The sequence below is a fragment of the Lentzea sp. NPDC055074 genome (assembly GCF_053608005.1).
In genome coordinates this window covers 348,298-364,192 of the sequence record NZ_JBSGUQ010000007.1, presented here as the reverse complement: position 1 = coordinate 364,192, position 15,895 = coordinate 348,298, and the positions used below count along the sequence as shown (strand labels likewise).

Below are 15,895 nucleotides of genomic sequence, written 5' to 3'. Positions count from 1 at the left end.
CAACATGGCTACAACGCAGGAAAAAGTCGTCGAGGCGCTGCGGGCTTCGCTGAAGGAGAACGAGCGGCTGCGCCAGCAGGCCCGCGAGCCGATCGCGGTCGTGGCCATGAGCTGCCGCCTGCCCGGCGGCGTCGAGTCGCCGGAGGAGCTGTGGCGGCTCGTCGAGTCGGGTTCCGACGCGATGACCGGGTTCCCCGAGGACCGCGGCTGGGACGTCGACGCGCTCTACGACCCCGATCCCGACGCGCCCGGCACGAGCTACGTCCGCGAGGGCGGGTTCGTGCGCGACCTCAGCGGGTTCGACGCGGCGTTCTTCGGCATCTCGCCGCGCGAGGCCGTCGCGATGGACCCGCAGCAGCGGCTGCTGCTGGAGGCCTCCTGGGAGGTCTTCGAACGCGCCGGGCTGTCGCCGGACTCCTTGCGCGGCAGCAAGACCGGGGTGTTCGTCGGCGCGGGCGCCGCGGACTACGCCACGTTGTTCGCCGGCAACGCCCCCGAGGGGTACGTCGTCACGAGCAGCGCGAGCAGTGTCGTGTCGGGCCGGGTGGCCTACACGTTCGGCCTTGAGGGACCGGCGATCACCGTCGACACGGCGTGTTCGTCGTCGTTGGTGGCACTGCACATGGCCGCGCAGTCGTTGCGGCAGGACGAGTGCTCACTGGCCGTTGTCGGCGGTGTCGCGGTCATGTCGACGCCGGGCGGGTTCGTCGAGTTCTCGCGGCAGCGCGGTATGGCTTCCGACGGACGCTGCAAGGCCTTCGCCGACGCCGCTGACGGCACCGGCTGGGGTGAGGGCGTCGGCGTGCTGCTGCTGGAGAAGCTGTCGGACGCGCGGCGCAACGGGCATCGTGTGCTCGCGGTCGTGCGCGGGTCGGCGGTGAACCAGGACGGTGCGTCGAACGGGTTGACGGCGCCGAACGGGCCGTCGCAGGAACGGGTGATCCGCGCGGCACTGGCGTCCGCTGGTCTGTCCACTTCGGACGTCGATGTGGTGGAGGCGCACGGGACCGGCACGACGCTGGGTGACCCGATCGAGGCCGAGGCTCTGCTGGCGACCTACGGGCAGAACCGCGCGGAGCCGTTGTGGCTGGGGTCGCTTAAGTCGAACATCGGGCACATCCAGGCCGCCGCGGGCGTCGCCGGTGTGATCAAGATGGTGATGGCGCTGCAGCACCGCGTGCTGCCGCAGACGCTGCACGTCGACAAGCCGACCACGCACGTCGACTGGTCGGCGGGCTCGATCGAGCTGCTGACGTCGTCTCGCGAGTGGGTCGCCGACCGGCCGCGTCGTGCGGGTGTGTCGTCGTTCGGGATCAGCGGGACGAACGCGCACGTGATCCTGGAGGAGGCCGAGAACGCGGAGGTCCCGGCGGCCGAGTCCGCCGGAGTCGTGCCGTGGGTGTTGTCCGGGCGGACCGAGCAGGCGGTGCGGGAGCAGGCGGCGCGGCTGAGCGAACACCTCGCCTCGACCGCGGTCTCCGCGGCCGACATCGGGTTCACGCTCGCCGGCCGGGCTCTGTTCGAGCACCGGGCCGTGGCGTTCGACGCCGAGTCGCTGGCCGCTGTCGCGTCCGGGGCCGCCCCCGTCGGATCCACGCCGGCCACGGGGACGCCTCGGGTCGCGTTCGTGTTCCCCGGTCAGGGGTCGCAGTGGGTCGGGATGGCGGAGGAGCTGGTTTCCAGCTCTCCGGTGTTCAGGGCTCGGTTGGATGAATGTGCGGAAGCGCTTGCGCCGTATGTGAAGTTGGATTTGCGGGAGACTGAGAAGGTCGATGTGGTGCAGCCTGCGTTGTGGGCTGTGATGGTGTCGTTGGCTGAGGTGTGGCGGTCGTTCGGTGTCGAGCCGGATGTGGTGATCGGACACTCGCAGGGGGAGATCGCCGCGGCTGTGGTGGCGGGTGTGCTGTCCATTGAGGACGGTGCGAAGGTCGTTGCTTTGCGCAGTCAGGCGATCTCGCGGTCGTTGGCCGGCAAGGGCGGCATGGTCTCGGTGCAGCTGCCGTTGGACGAGGTCCGCGGGCTGATCGGGGACCGGTTGTCGGTGGCGGCGGTGAACGGTCCCGCCTCGGTCGTGGTGTCCGGTGACGTCGACGCGCTGGACGAACTGGTGGCGTCGTGCGACCGGGCGCGGCGGGTGCCGGTGGACTACGCGTCGCACTCCGCGCACGTGGAGCTGATCGAGTCCGAGCTGTCGGAGCTGCTGGAAGTGGCGCCGCGACAGGGGTCGGTGCCGTTCCTGTCGACGGTCACGGGCGAGTACGAGACGGAGCTCGACGCCGGGTACTGGTACCGGAACCTGCGGCAGACCGTCGAGTTCGACGCGGCCGTGCGGGCGCTCGCGGACCACGCGTTCATCGAGGTCAGCGCGCATCCCGTGCTGGTGCCGGGCATCCAGGACGCGACGGCCCTGGGCACGCTGCGGCGGGACGACGGCGGGATGGACCGGGTGCTCCGGTCCGTCGCCGACGCACACGTCGCCGGGGTCGAGGTCACGTGGCCGGTCGAGGGGCGCACCGTCGTGCTGCCGACCTACCCGTTCCAGCGCGAGCGGTACTGGCTCGAGTCCGGCCCCGTCGTGGCCGACGCGGCCGATCTGGGGCTGCAGCCGGGGGAGCACCCGTTCCTGCGGGCCTCCGTCGCGCACGCCGACTCGGGCGAGGTGCTGCTCACCGGTGTGATCTCGGCGCGCACCAGCCCGTGGCTCGCCGATCACGCGGTGAACGGCACGGTGCTGCTGCCGGGGACGGCGTTCGTCGACCTCGCCGCGCACGCCGCCCAGCAGGTCGGGCTGGACGTCGTCGACGAGCTGACGCTGGAGGCACCGCTCGTGCTCTCCGGGCCCGTCACGGTGCAGGTGGCCGTGGCGCCCGCGGACGAGTCGGGGCTTCGGGCGGTCACGGTGCACTCGCGGTCCGGCGACGAACTGTGGGTGCGGCACGCCAGCGGTCTGCTCAGCTCTCGAACGTCCGAAGTGGACGATCTCGTGGCATGGCCTCCGACCGGCGCGGAAACGCTCGCGGTGGAGGGGCTGTACTCGCGGCTGGCCGAGGGCGGCTACGGGTACGGGCCCGCCTTCCAGGGCCTGCGAGCGGCGTGGCGGCGTGGGGACGAGATCTTCGCCGAGGTCGTGTTGCCGGAGGAACACCACGGCGACGCGGCGCGGTTCGGGGTGCATCCCGCACTGCTGGACGCGGCCCTGCACGCCACGGGCCTGAGCGGTCCCGCGTCCGAGGTGCGGCTGCCGTTCGCGTGGACCGGGGTCTCCGTGCTGGCCGCTGGGGCCACGGCCCTGCGAGTGCGGATCACTCCGGCCGGTGACGGGATCGCGATCCTGGCCGCCGACCCGTCCGGGCAGCCCGTCGTCTCGGTGGCCTCGCTGGTGTCGCGGCCGCTCGAGGGCGGGCAGGTGCGGGCGACCGGCGCCGAGCAGGAGGCGTTGTTCGCCGTCGACTGGACCCCGTTCTCGGGGGAGCCCCTGACCGGACCCGTCGGGGTGCTCGGCGAGGGGCTCGTGCTGCCGGGCGTCGACGTGGTGACCGACCACGCCGAGGTCGTGCTCACCAGGGCTGATGACGTCCACCACGCACTGGAGCAGGTGCAGCGCTGGCTTGCTGAAGAGCGGACCGCACGGCTCGTGTTCGTCACTTCGGGAGCGATGCCGATCGCCCACGAGGACGTGACCGACCTGCGGGGCGCCGCGGTGTGGGGCCTGCTCAGGTCCGCGCAGTCCGAGCAGCCCGGCCGCTTCACGCTCGTCGACCTCGGTCCGGCCTGGACCCCGAACGCGCTCGCCACGGCGTTGGCCGCGGACGAGCCCGAACTCGCCGTCCGTGGTGACGAGGTGTTCGTCCGGCGGCTCGTGCGAGCGTCCTCGAACGCCCTGGTGCCGCCGAGCGGACCGTGGCGGCTGGACGTGCCGAACGCCGGTGCGTTCGACGACCTCGTGCTCACCCCGGCGACCGACGTCACCGAACCGTTGGGGGAGGGGCAGATCCGGGTCGGCGTGCGCGCCGCCGGACTGAACTTCCGGGACGTGCTGATCACCCTCGGGATGTATCCGGGTGAGGCGCAGCTCGGCAGCGAGGGCGCCGGGGTCGTGCTGGAGGTCGGGCCCGGTGTCACGGGTCTCGTGCCCGGCGACCGGGTCATGGGCCTGTTCTCCGGCGGGTTCGGCCCGGTCGCCCTCGCGGACTCCCGCACGGTGACGCGGATTCCGGCCGGGTGGTCGTTCACCCAGGCCGCGTCGGTGCCGGTGGTGTTCCTCACGGCGTACTACGCGCTGACCGACCTGGCGAACGTCCAGGCGGGCGAACGGGTTCTGGTGCACGCGGCGGCCGGCGGTGTCGGCATGGCCGCGGTGCAGCTCGCCCGGCTGCGAGGTGCCGAGGTCGTCGCGACGGCGAGCCCGGCCAAGTGGGATGCCGTGCGGGCGCTGGGCGTCGAGGAGATCGCGTCGTCGCGGGACCTGGTGTTCGAGGAGAGGTTCGGCAAGGTCGACGTCGTGGTGAACTCGCTGGCACGCGAGTTCGTCGACGCGTCGCTGCGGTTGCTCGGACCCGGTGGCCGGTTCGTCGAGATGGGCAAGACCGACGTCCGGGACGCCGCTGATCACCCCGGCATCACCTACCGCGCGTTCGACCTGACGGAAGCCGGGTTCGACCGCCTCCAGGAGATGCTGCGCGAGCTCGTCGCGCTCTTCGAGAGCGGTGACCTGCGGCCGTTGCCGGTCACGACGTGGGACGTGCGACGGGCGCGGGACGCGTTCCGGTTCCTGAGCCAGGCCAAGCACGTCGGCAAGGTCGTGCTGACCGTGCCGAGGGCGCTCGACCCGGACGGCTCGGTGCTCGTGACGGGTGCGAGCGGCACGCTCGGCGGTCTGGTCGCCCGGCACCTGGTCGAGACGCACGGCGCGCGGCACCTGGTGCTGGCGAGCCGGCGCGGCATCCCTGCCGAGCTGGAGGCGGAACTGACCGCGCTCGGTGCCGACGTCACGTCGGTGGCGTGCGACGTGGGAGACCGGGACGCGGTCGCGGGGCTGCTGGGGTCGTTGGAACGTCCGCTGACCGCTGTCGTGCACGCGGCCGGTGTGCTGGACGACGGCGTGGTCGAGTCGCTCACGCCGGAACGGCTCGACGCGGTGGCGCGGCCCAAGGCCGATGCCGCCCGGCACCTGCACGAGCTCACCCGGCACCTGGACCTGGCCGCCTTCGTGCTGTTCTCCTCGGTGGCCGCCACCTTCGGCAACCGAGGGCAGGCGAACTACGCGGCCGCGAACGCCTACCTGGACGCGCTCGCCCAGCACCGCCGGGCCACCGGACTGCCCGCGGTGTCGCTGGCCTGGGGGTTCTGGGCCGAACGCAGCGCGCTCACCAGCGGTCTCGGCGAGGCCGACCTCAACCGCATGAAGGCCGGCGGCGTGCTGCCGCTGTCCACCGAGGACGGACTGGCGCTGCTCGACGCCGGTATCCGGCGCGACGAGGCACTGCTCGCGCCGGTGCGGCTGAACATCGCCGCCTTGCGCCAGCAGGCCGTGCCGCCGTTGCTGCGAGGCCTGGTCCGCGGCACGCGCCGCCGGGCCGCCCAGGCCGGCACCAGCGGGTTCGCGGACCGGCTGGCCGCGGTCACCGGCCCCGAACGCGAACGGCTGCTGCTCGACCTCGTCCGCACGCACGTCGGCGCTGTCCTCGGACACGCGTCACCTGATGCCGTGGAACCGTTGCGGGCGTTCAAGGACACCGGGTTCGACTCGCTCACGGCCGTCGAGCTGCGCAACCGGCTCACGGCGGCGACCGGGCTGCGGCTGCCGGCCACGCTGATCTTCGACCACCCGACCCCGATGGCGCTCGCCGAGCACCTGCGGGCCGAACTGGTCGGCGTCGAACCCGCCGCACCGGTGGTGGTGCAAGCGGAACCGGTGGACGAGCCCGTCGCGATCGTCGGCATCTCCTGCCGCTTCCCCGGCGGCGTCACCTCCGCCGACGACCTCTGGCGGCTCGTCGCGGACGGCGTCGACGCGATCGGCGACTTCCCGGACGACCGGGGCTGGCCCGACCTGTACGACCCGGACCCCGGCAAGCGCGGCCGTTCCTACACGCGTTCCGGTGGCTTCCTGGACGACGTGGCCGAGTTCGACCCGGGTTTCTTCGGCATCTCGCCGCGCGAGGCCCTGGCGATGGACCCGGCCCAGCGGTTGCTGCTGGAGACGTCGTGGGAGGCCTTCGAGCACGCGGGCATCGACCCGCACGCGGTCCGCGGCAGCCAGACCGGCGTGTTCGTCGGGTCGAGCGGGCAGGACTACGCCTCGCTCGGCAAGGGTGCGCCCGAGGAGGTCGAGGGGTACCTCGGCATCGGCAACACGGCGAGCGTGGCCTCGGGCCGCCTCTCCTACACCTTCGGGCTGGAGGGCCCGGCGGTCACCGTGGACACGGCGTGCTCGTCCTCGCTGGTGGCGCTGCACCTCGCGGCCCAGGCGCTGCGCCGGGGCGAGTGCTCGCTGGCGCTGGCCGGTGGCGTGACGATCATGTCGACGCCCTCGCTGTTCGTGGAGTTCTCCCGGCAGCGCGGGCTCGCGGCCGACGGGCGGTGCAAGGCGTTCTCCGCCGACGCGGACGGGGCCGGGTTCGCCGAGGGCGCGGGGGTGTTGCTGCTGGAACGTCTCTCGGACGCCCGGCGCAACGGGCACGAGGTCCTCGCGATCGTGCGCGGCTCGGCGGTCAACCAGGACGGCGCGTCCAACGGCCTCACGGCGCCGAACGGTCCCTCGCAGGAACGCGTGATCCGCGCGGCACTCGCGAACGCCGGTCTGTCCACTTCGGACGTCGACGCGGTCGAGGCGCACGGCACGGGAACCTCGCTGGGTGACCCGATCGAGGCGCAGGCCCTGCTGGCCACCTACGGCCAGGACCGTTCGGAGCCGCTGCTGCTCGGGTCGGTCAAGTCGAACATCGGGCACACGCAGGCCGCTGCCGGGCTCGCGGGCGTGGTCAAGATGGTGATGGCCATGCGGCACAACGTGTTGCCACGGACGCTGCACGCCGACGAGCTCTCGCCGCACGTCGACTGGTCGGCGGGCTCGATCGAGCTGCTGACGTCGTCCCGCGACTGGCCTGCTGATCGGCCGCGCCGGGCGGGCGTGTCGTCGTTCGGCATCAGCGGCACGAACGCGCACGTGATCCTGGAAGCGGTGCCGCGCGAGCACGAGGAGTCCGTTCACGCGGACGAGCCTGTCGCGCTGGTCGTGTCCGGGCACTCCGAGACGGCGTTGCGCGAGCAGGCCGCCCGGCTGGCCGAACACCTGACCGGAGCACCGCAGGACCTCGCGTTCTCGCTCGCCACCACCCGGTCGCGGCTGACGCACAGCGCGGTCGTCACCGGTTCCGGTGACGAGCTGCGCGCCGGGCTCGAGGCCGTCGCACGAGGTGACCAGGTGCTGGCCACCGGATCGCCGGGCGGGCGCACCGCGTTCCTGTTCACCGGCCAGGGCAGCCAGCGCGCCGGGATGGGCGACGGCCTGCGCGGCCTCCCGGTGTTCGCGGCGGCGTTCGACGAGGCACTGTCCGTTGTGGACGTTCCGGACCTCGGCGTGGACGAGACCGGTCGGGCGCAGCCCGAGCTGTTCGCGCTGGAAGTCGCGCTCTACCGCCAGCTGGAGGACTGGGGCGTCCGGCCGGACTTCCTGATCGGCCACTCGGTCGGCGAGATCGCCGCCGCGCACGTCGCGGGCGTGCTCTCGCTGCAGGACGCCGGAAAGCTGGTCAGCGCACGGGGACGGCTGATGCAGGCGTTGCCCGGTGGCGGCGCGATGCTGTCGGTGCGCGCCTCGGAGGACGAGGTCCGCGAGATCCTCCTCGACGCTGTCGGCATCGCAGCGGTGAACGGGCCGGCGTCGACCGTGGTCTCGGGAGATGCCGAGGCCGTCGACGCGGTCGCCGAACTCGCCGCGCGGCGCGGCTGGAAGACCAAGCGGCTGCGGGTGAGCCACGCGTTCCACTCCGCGCACATGGACCCGATGCTCGACGAGTTCCGCGAGGTCGTGGCGGGGCTGTCGTTCGCGGAGCCGGAGATCCCGGTCGTGTCGAACCTGACGGGTGCGCCCGCGCGGTACGACGCCGAGTACTGGGTGCGGCACGTGCGCGAGGGCGTCCGTTTCCTCGACGGTGTGCGCTGGCTGCACGCCGCCGGGGTGCGCCGGTACGTCGAGGTGGGTCCGGACGCGGTGCTGTCGCCGATGGCGGGGGAGTGCCTGGACGGCGCGAAGCCCGCGTTGATCCCGGTGCTGCGCCGCGACCGCGACGAGACGCGGTCGCTGCTGACCGCCGTCGCGCAGGTGCACGCCCACCACGGTGACGTGGACTGGGCCGCCGTGCTGCCGTCCGCGCGCCGGATCCCGTTGCCCACCTACGCCTTCGACCGGCAGCGCTACTGGCTGCGGCCGGTCGGCGGGGACGACGCCGAAGCCGTCGACCTCGGCGCGTTGCTGCCGGTGCAGCGGGGGAGCAGCGTCCCACTCACCGAACGGATCGCCGCGGCGGCCGAGGAGGACCGGTTCGTGCTGGTGCTCGACTTCGTGCGCACGACGGCGGCCGCGGTGCTGGGCCACCCGTCGGCGGACGCCGTCGCACCGGACCGCGAACTGCTGGAGCTGGGCTTCGACTCGCTGACCGCGGTGGAGTTCAGCGGACGGGTCAGCGCGGCCACCGGTCGCACGGCACCTCCGACGCTGGTCTTCGACCACCCGACGGCCGAGGCCATCGCCCACCACCTGCTCTCCGCGTCCGAGCCCGCGGGGTCGATGGCGCAGCTGTACTGGGACGCGACGGCACGAGGGCAGCTGCGGGAAGCGACCGAACTGCTCAAGGCTTTGGCGGCACTGCGGCCCGCGTTCACCTCGGCGGACGCGGCGGCGCACGCGACGAGCCCGATCCGGCTGGCCGAGAGCGACGGCGACGAGCCGGTGCTGATCTGCCTGCCGTCGTTCAGCCCCGCGTCCGGACCGCACGAGTACGCGCGGTTCGCCGCGCACCTGCGCGGCCTGCGCGAGGTGTGGGCGTTGCCGCAGCCCGGTTTCCTCGACGGCGAGACGCTGCCGGCCGACGTGGAGGCGTTGTCCGCCGCGCACGCCGAGGGCATCACCCGCTGCGCCGGCGACCGGCCGTTCGTGCTCGTCGGCCGGTCGGCGGCGGGCTGGATCGCCAACGCCGTGGCCGCGCACCTGGAGAGCATCGGACGTCCGGCCGCGGCCGTCGTGCTGATGGACACCTACTCGCCCGCCGCACTCGACGGGCAGTGGTGGATCCGGGAGGCGATGACGGAGGCGACGTCGGGCCGGGAGAGCGACGTCGTGCTGAACAACGAGACGCGGCTGACCGCCACCGGTGGCTACGACCGCGTCTTCACCGGCTGGGCACCGGTCGAAGTGGACACACCGACGCTGCTGCTGCGGGCGCTGGACCCGTTCGCCGAGTCACTGCGCGACCGCGCGTGGCAGGCGACGTGGGAACCGCGCCACCACGAGGCGGGCGTGCCGGGTGACCACTTCAGCATCCTGGAGGAACAGTCCGAAACGGCGGCGAAGGCAGTTCACGACTGGCTTGTCGTGAACCGAGAGGGGTCTGTGAGATGAAGGTCGTGATCGTCGGCGCGGGGATCGGTGGGCTGGCCGCCGCGCTCGGACTGGCGTCGGCGGGGCACCAGGTCGAGGTGTACGAGCGCGGCGACCAGCTGCGCACCGAGGGCAACGGGGTGATCCTCTGGCCCGGTGCCACGGGGGTGCTCGGGGAGCTCGGCATCGAGACGGAGAAGCTGGGGCGCTCCATGCACCGCGGCGAGCTGCTCACGTCGAGCGGCGCGCTGATCGTGTTCACCGACATGAAGAAGGTGTCCGACGCCTACGGCGAGGACACGATCCTGGTGCCGCGCGGACGGGTCGTGCAGCGGCTCGCCGAGCGGCTGCCCGAGGGCACGGTGCGGTTCGGCAAGCAGTGCACCGGCGTGACCCAGCGCGGAAACGAGGCCGTCGCGACGTTCTCCGACGGCACGGAGACCGTGGCGGACGTGGTGGTCGGCGCCGACGGCTACCGGTCCTCGGTGCGCGCCAGCCTGTTCGGTGACGCGGCGAAGCTCACCGGTGTCGCCACCTGGCACGGGATCAGCACCGCGAACTCGGACCTGATCGACGGCAACACCGTGCGCACGTTCTTCGGCAACATCGGCATCTGCGCGATCCACCCCGTCGGCGACGGCCTGCTGCACTGGGCGTTCGAGGGGCCGTGGCGCGAGGGCGAGGACGGCCCGCAGCTGCCGAAGCTGCGCGAGTGGTTCGGCGGCTGGGCACCCGAGGTGACCGCGCTGCTCGACTCGGTGTCCGAAGAGGACGTCCACGTCTTCCCGCACGCGCTGCACAAGGTGCCGAGGTGGTGGGGCCGCGGCCCGATCACGATGCTCGGCGACGCGGCGCACGCCATCCCACCGCGCGCCGGCATGGGAGCGAACCAGGCGCTCGAGGACGCGTGGGTGCTGACGGACGTGCTCACCAGGGGCGCCCGCAACCCCGCGGAGTCGTTGCGGGCGTACGAGACCGCGCGGGTCAAGCGGGTGCGCCGGGTGCGCAGCAGTGCCGCGTGGATGAGCCGCAGCAACAACATGCTGCGGATGCTGCGGGCGGTCCGGGTGGCGCTGCCGATGGACAAGCTGGCGCACGCGAGTGTGCGCAGTGGCAGCAACTTCCTGAACGGGCACAAGGCGGCGGTGTGAAAGAAGGGCGGGGGCCACGTGGCCCCCGCCCTTCTCACCTGCCCAGCCAGCTCGGTGGACGTTTCTCCGTGAACGCGCGTGGCCCCTCGACCGCGTCCTCGCTGTGCATGCGCCGCTCCTCCCACACGTAGCGGGTGGAGAAGGCCTGCTCCAGCGGCATGACCGACGACCGGGCCACCGCTTCCTTGACCGCCCGCACCGACAGCGGCGCGCACCGGAGGATGTCCGCGACCCAGCCGTCCACGCACTCGTCGAGCTCCGCGGCCGGCACGACGTCGTTGACCAGCCCCAGTTCGAGAGCGCGAGCGGCACTCATCCGCCGCCCGGTGATCAGGTGCCCGACCGCGACCCGCGACGGGATCTGCCGGGACAGCCGGAACACCCCGCCCGCGCCCGCGATCAGGCCGAGCCGTGCCTCCGGCAGAGCGAACTCCGCGTGCTCGGCGGCCACGACGACGTCACACGCCAGCACGAGCTCGAAACCGCCGCCCAGCGCATAGCCGTTGACCCGCGCCACCACCGGTTTCGCGAGCGAGAACCTTTCGGTGAGCCGCGGCCAGCCCGGTTTGCCCCTGCTGCCGAACGTCGACGTGCCCGCGCCGGCCCGGTCGCGCTCGGCCAGCTCCTTCAGGTCCTGCCCGGTCGAGAACGCCCGGTCGCCCGCGCCGGTCAGCACCGCGACCCACAGGTCGTCGTCGCGCTCGAAGTCGTCCCACACCTCGGCCAGCTCGGCGTGCGTCCGCAGGTCCATCGCGTTCAGCACGGCGGGCCGGTCGAGGGTGACCCGGGCGACGCGGCCGTCCTTCTCGTAGCGGACCCGGTTCACCACGGGGTGAAGGGCTGGTCGGCGCGGACCGTGAGCCACTGCCACTGGGTGAACTGGTCGGCGTTCTGCTCGGCGCCGTACCGGGCACCGTTGCCCGACGCGCCCCGGCCGCCGAACGGCACGAACGCGTTGTCGTTGATCGTCTGGTCGTTCACGTGCGCCATGCCGGTCCTGAGCCGGCCCGCGACCCCGAGGCCACGGGCGGGGTCACCGGTGCGGATCGCCGCGGTCAGACCGTGCTCGGACGCGTTGGCCACGCGCACGGCCTCGTCCTCGTCGGCCACCACGATCACCGGCGCGACCGGGCCGAAGATCTCCTCGGCGGCCGCGGGCATCGAGGGCGTCACGGCGGCGAGCACGGTCGGCCGGTAGAACAGGCCGTCGAACGTGCCCCCGGTCCGCAGCTCGGCACCCGCCGCCACGGTCTCGCGCACCACTCGGTCCACGTTGTCGCGCTGCTCCGAGGAGATCAGCGGGCCGAGGTCCACCTCGGACGTCCACGGGTCGCCGACCCGCAGCTCCTCGGCGCGCTTGGCGAGCTTGTCCAGGTACTCGTCCGCGACCGCCTCGACGACGACGTGCCTGCTCGCCGCCATGCAGACCTGGCCCTGGTGGAAGAACGAGGCCCACGCGCCCGCGGACGAGGCGGCGTCGACGTCGGCGTCGTCCAGGACGATGAGCGCGTTGTTGCCGCCCAGTTCCAGCGACGTCCGCTGCAACGCGCGCCCGGCGCGTTCGCCGATCTCCCTGCCCACCGCGGTCGAGCCGGTGAACGCGATCATCGCGACGTCCGGGTGACCCACGAGCGCCGCACCGGGTTCCGCGTCACCGGGCAGGAGCTGGAACACGTCCTCCGGCAGTTCGGCCGCCTCGAAGAGGTGCGCGAGCACGTGACCGCCGCACACCGCGGTCTTCACGTCCGGCTTGAGCACCGCGGCGTTGCCGAGCGCCAGCGCGGGCGCGACGGCCCGCATCGCCAGCAGCAGCGGCACGTTCCACGGGCTGATCACGCCGACGACACCGAGCGGGACCCTCCGGGCGAAGCTCTGCCCGGACTCGGCCGGGAGCAGCACGCCGTGCGGACGGGTGGCGAGCGCCGCCGCGGCCCGCAGCTCGTCGAGCGCCGAGTCGATCTCGTGCTCCGCCTTGGCCTTGGTGCCACCGCCCTCGCGCACGAGCCAGCGCAGGACGCGGTCGCGGTGCAGGTGCAGCTCGTCGGCGGCCCGCCGCAACGCCGCGGCCCGTTCGGTGGCCGGGGTCGCGGCCCAGCCCGGTTGTGCCGCGACGGCCTTCGCCACCGCCGCGCGCGCGTCCTCCGCCGACGCGACGCCGAGGCTGCCGAGCACCTCACCGGTCGCGGGTTCGCGGATCGGTTCCACGCGGCCGTAACCGAGCTGGAGGTCGAGTGTCGTCATGCGGGTTCCCCTGTGTCGTGGCCGGTGATGGGAACGTCGATGAGCAGCGGCGCCCCGAACGCCCTGCCGACGAGTTCCGCGAGGTGGTCGGTGCTCTTCGCGCGGATCGCCTCGATGCCGAAGAACTCGGCGACGGCGGTGAAGTCGAGGCGCGGCGGGGCCAGGTCGAGCCCGAGGTACTCGCCCGAGCGGGTCGACCGGCTGTTCCACTGGTCGAGCGTGTCCTTGAGGGTGCGGTACTCGCCGTTGTTCATCACGACGAACGTCACCGGCACCCCGTAGCGGGCGGCGGACCACAGGCCCTGCAACCCGAACATCGTGCAGCCGTCGCCGAGCACGGCCACGACCGGACGGCCGGGATCGCCCAGGCGCGTCCCGATCGCCGCGCCGATGCCCCAGCCGAGTCCGCCGCCGACCGTGTGCACCAACGACTTCGGGCGGTCCTGCCGCAGCACCGAGCGCAGCCGCACCCCGGACGTGATCGCCTCCTCGACGACGACGGCGTCCTCGGGCAGCCCGGCGACCACCGCGTGCACGGCGGCCAGCGGGTCGAGCGGGGCGTCTCCCCAGCGCGACAACGCGGTCGCGTCGACGTAGACCTCCCGGGCCTTGGCGCGATCACCCGCTTGCTCGATTCGTCGGGAGGCCTCGGGAACCTTGCCCTGCAACTGCCATGCGAGCTCGTCGAGCGTGGGTTTGAGACCACCGACGAGACCTGCCGCGACGGCGAAGTTGCGGCCGACCTCGGCGGCGTCGGTGTCGAGCTGCACCACGGTCGTCGTGGGCGGCACGGCCGGGCCGGGCGTGTAGTGGTGCGCCATGAACGCGTGGCAGCCGACGATGAACACGACGTCGTGCGGCGCGAGGCGTTCGCGGATCGCCTGGTTGGTCGGGGTGAGCCCGCCCGCGTGCAACGGGTGCGAGGCCGGGAAGTTCACGCCGTCGTTCATCGGCTGGTGGTAGACGACGGCGCCGATCGACTCGGCCAGAGCCACCAGTTCGCTCACCGCGCCGTCCCGGCCGACGCCGTCTCCTGCCACGACGACGGGATTGCGCGCCCCCGCCAGCAGTTCGACCGCACGGCTCAGGTCACCGGGCGCGCCGAGCGGCGCGACGACCGACTTCGCCGGGACGTCGACGAGCACGTCCTCCTGCGGCAGGTCCATCGGGATGGACAGGAACACCGGCCCCGCGGGCGGCTGCACGGCGAGCGCGAACGCCCGGCGCAGCATGATCGGCAGGTCGTGCGCGTGCTGCACGTCGAACGTGTGCTTCACGGCCGCCCGCGCGAGCCCGACGAGGTCACCGGACAGCATCGGGTCGCTGGCGAGGTGCCGGCGGTCCTGCTGCCCGGCGGTCACGACCATCGGCGTGCGGGAGCGCGACGCGTTGAGCAGGCCGACGAGCCCGTTGGCCAGTCCGGCGGCGATGTGCAGGCTCACGAACGACGGCCGCCCGGTCGCGCGCGCGTACCCGTCGGCCATCGCGACGACCGAACCCTCGTGCAGCCCCAGGACGAACTCGAACTCCGGCCGTCCGACGAGCGCGTCTACGAACGGCAGCTCGGACGTGCCGGGGTTGCCGAAGATCTTGCCGACACCCTCGTCGCGCAGGATGTCGAGCATCGCGTCGATCGGGCGCCTGCCGGTCATCGGGCACCCGCCGCGAACCGTCCCACCTTGGCGACGACGTCGTCGCCGTAGAGCCGCATCGCCTGCTGCAACGCGAACTCCGCCATGTAGGCGCGGAAGGCCGCCGGTGGCTCTTCGGCGAGGTTGAGCATGTGCCGGTTCGCGACGACGGCCGGGCTGTCGAGCCGGTCCGCGCTCTCCTCGACCGCGGCACCCACCTCACGCGGGTCGACGACGTCGTCGAAGAGCAGCCGTGCGTCGGGCTCGGTGGCCCAGATCCGCCTGCCCCACAGGATGACCTGCCGAGAGACGCGTCCGCCCGCGAGCTGCGTGAGCCGCAGGTTGCCCGCGCCGGGCACGATGCCCTCCTGCGCGGCGGGCAGGCTGAAGTACGAGTCGGCGCCCGCGACCACCCGGTCGAACGCCAGCAGCAGCTGGGCACCACCGCCGATCGCGAACGTGTCGACCGCCGCCACCCACGGCTTGGCGATCGTCTCGAACTCGTCGACGACGAGACCGCGCACGATCTTGTTGATGTAGCCCAGCTCCCGGCGCAGCAGGAAGCCGACGAGCGAGATCTGGCCCGCGTGCAGGAACTTGAGGTTGATGCCCGCGCTGAACACGCGACGGCCGGCGTAGCGGGGATGGCTCATCTCACCGCCCCGCAGCACCCCGACCCGCACGTCCGGGTCCAGCAGGACCAGGTCCACGGCGGTCTCCAGGTCGTCGACCTGGTCCGCGTCCTCGGCGTTGAGGTTGTGCGCGCGGCACATCGTCAGGTGTGCCGCGCCGCCGCGGCGTTCGATCCGCACCGCCTCCAGTTCCACGACACCGGTGGCGCGGAACGTCGGCAGCAGGTCCAGCGCTTTCGGTGTGGCGCGGCGCATGCTGTCCACCAGGTGCGGGCCCGCGAGATCGGACCGCAGCACCTCGCGGAAGAACACGCCCTGGTCGATCTCGAGGCCGTCCTTCTCCGCCTGCGCCAGCAGGCGTTCCCGCGCGATCTCGTCGCTGCCCGGTACGAGACCCGGGAACCTCCCGGCGGCGGCGTCCACCAGCTCCGGCAGGCGGAGGTGGGTGGTGCGGCCGTCGGTCAGCTCGTCGTAGAGCTCCGCGACGTTCGCGCGCAGGAACCGGGCGCGCAGCAACCGGGTGTGCGCCAACGCTTCGGCGACCCGCCGCTGCTGCTCCGGGGTGCGTTCGGACTTCGGCGGCAGCGACGCCAGCAGGTCCGCGTCCGCCGCTGCCGCGGCCTTGAGTTCGGTGTGCAC

Annotated in this window: 6 protein-coding genes; 2 read left to right on the top strand and 4 right to left on the bottom strand. The window is 72.8% G+C overall.

Translation table 11 applies throughout. From position 1 onward, the window contains the following. The first annotated feature begins 4 nt into the window (after window positions 1-4). Window positions 5-9,622: an SDR family NAD(P)-dependent oxidoreductase gene (locus tag ACWF7A_RS19470; RefSeq protein WP_452251840.1), complete on the top strand. Its 9,618-nt coding sequence runs from the start codon at window positions 5-7 to the stop codon at window positions 9,620-9,622. Next, window positions 9,619-10,752, top strand: a complete 1,134-nt coding sequence (locus ACWF7A_RS19465; RefSeq protein ID WP_452251839.1) for an FAD-dependent oxidoreductase — start codon at window positions 9,619-9,621, stop codon at window positions 10,750-10,752. The genes ACWF7A_RS19470 and ACWF7A_RS19465 overlap by 4 nt, the downstream gene beginning before the upstream one ends. A gap of 34 nt (window positions 10,753-10,786) precedes the next feature. Here the strand turns inward: ACWF7A_RS19465 and dpgD are convergent, their stop codons facing one another. From dpgD to dpgC, 4 genes are read right to left on the bottom strand one after another with little or no spacing between them, the layout of a single operon-like run. Next, complete coding sequence (dpgD, locus tag ACWF7A_RS19460; protein WP_452251873.1) at window positions 10,787-11,578, bottom strand: enoyl-CoA-hydratase DpgD; 792 nt, start codon at window positions 11,576-11,578, stop codon at window positions 10,787-10,789. After that, entirely contained in the window at window positions 11,575-12,993 is a 1,419-nt protein-coding gene (locus tag ACWF7A_RS19455) for an aldehyde dehydrogenase family protein (RefSeq protein ID WP_452251838.1), read from the bottom strand. Before ACWF7A_RS19455 ends, dpgD begins: the two co-directional genes overlap by 4 nt. After that, on the bottom strand, window positions 12,990-14,645 hold the full coding sequence (locus ACWF7A_RS19450) for a thiamine pyrophosphate-binding protein (RefSeq protein ID WP_452251837.1): 1,656 nt from the start codon (window positions 14,643-14,645) through the stop codon (window positions 12,990-12,992). The genes ACWF7A_RS19455 and ACWF7A_RS19450 overlap by 4 nt, the downstream gene beginning before the upstream one ends. Beyond that, window positions 14,642-15,895 carry a (3,5-dihydroxyphenyl)acetyl-CoA 1,2-dioxygenase DpgC gene (gene dpgC / locus ACWF7A_RS19445; RefSeq protein WP_452251836.1) on the bottom strand — a complete coding sequence of 418 codons (1,254 nt, stop codon included), beginning with the start codon at window positions 15,893-15,895 and terminating at the stop codon, window positions 14,642-14,644. The genes ACWF7A_RS19450 and dpgC overlap by 4 nt, the downstream gene beginning before the upstream one ends.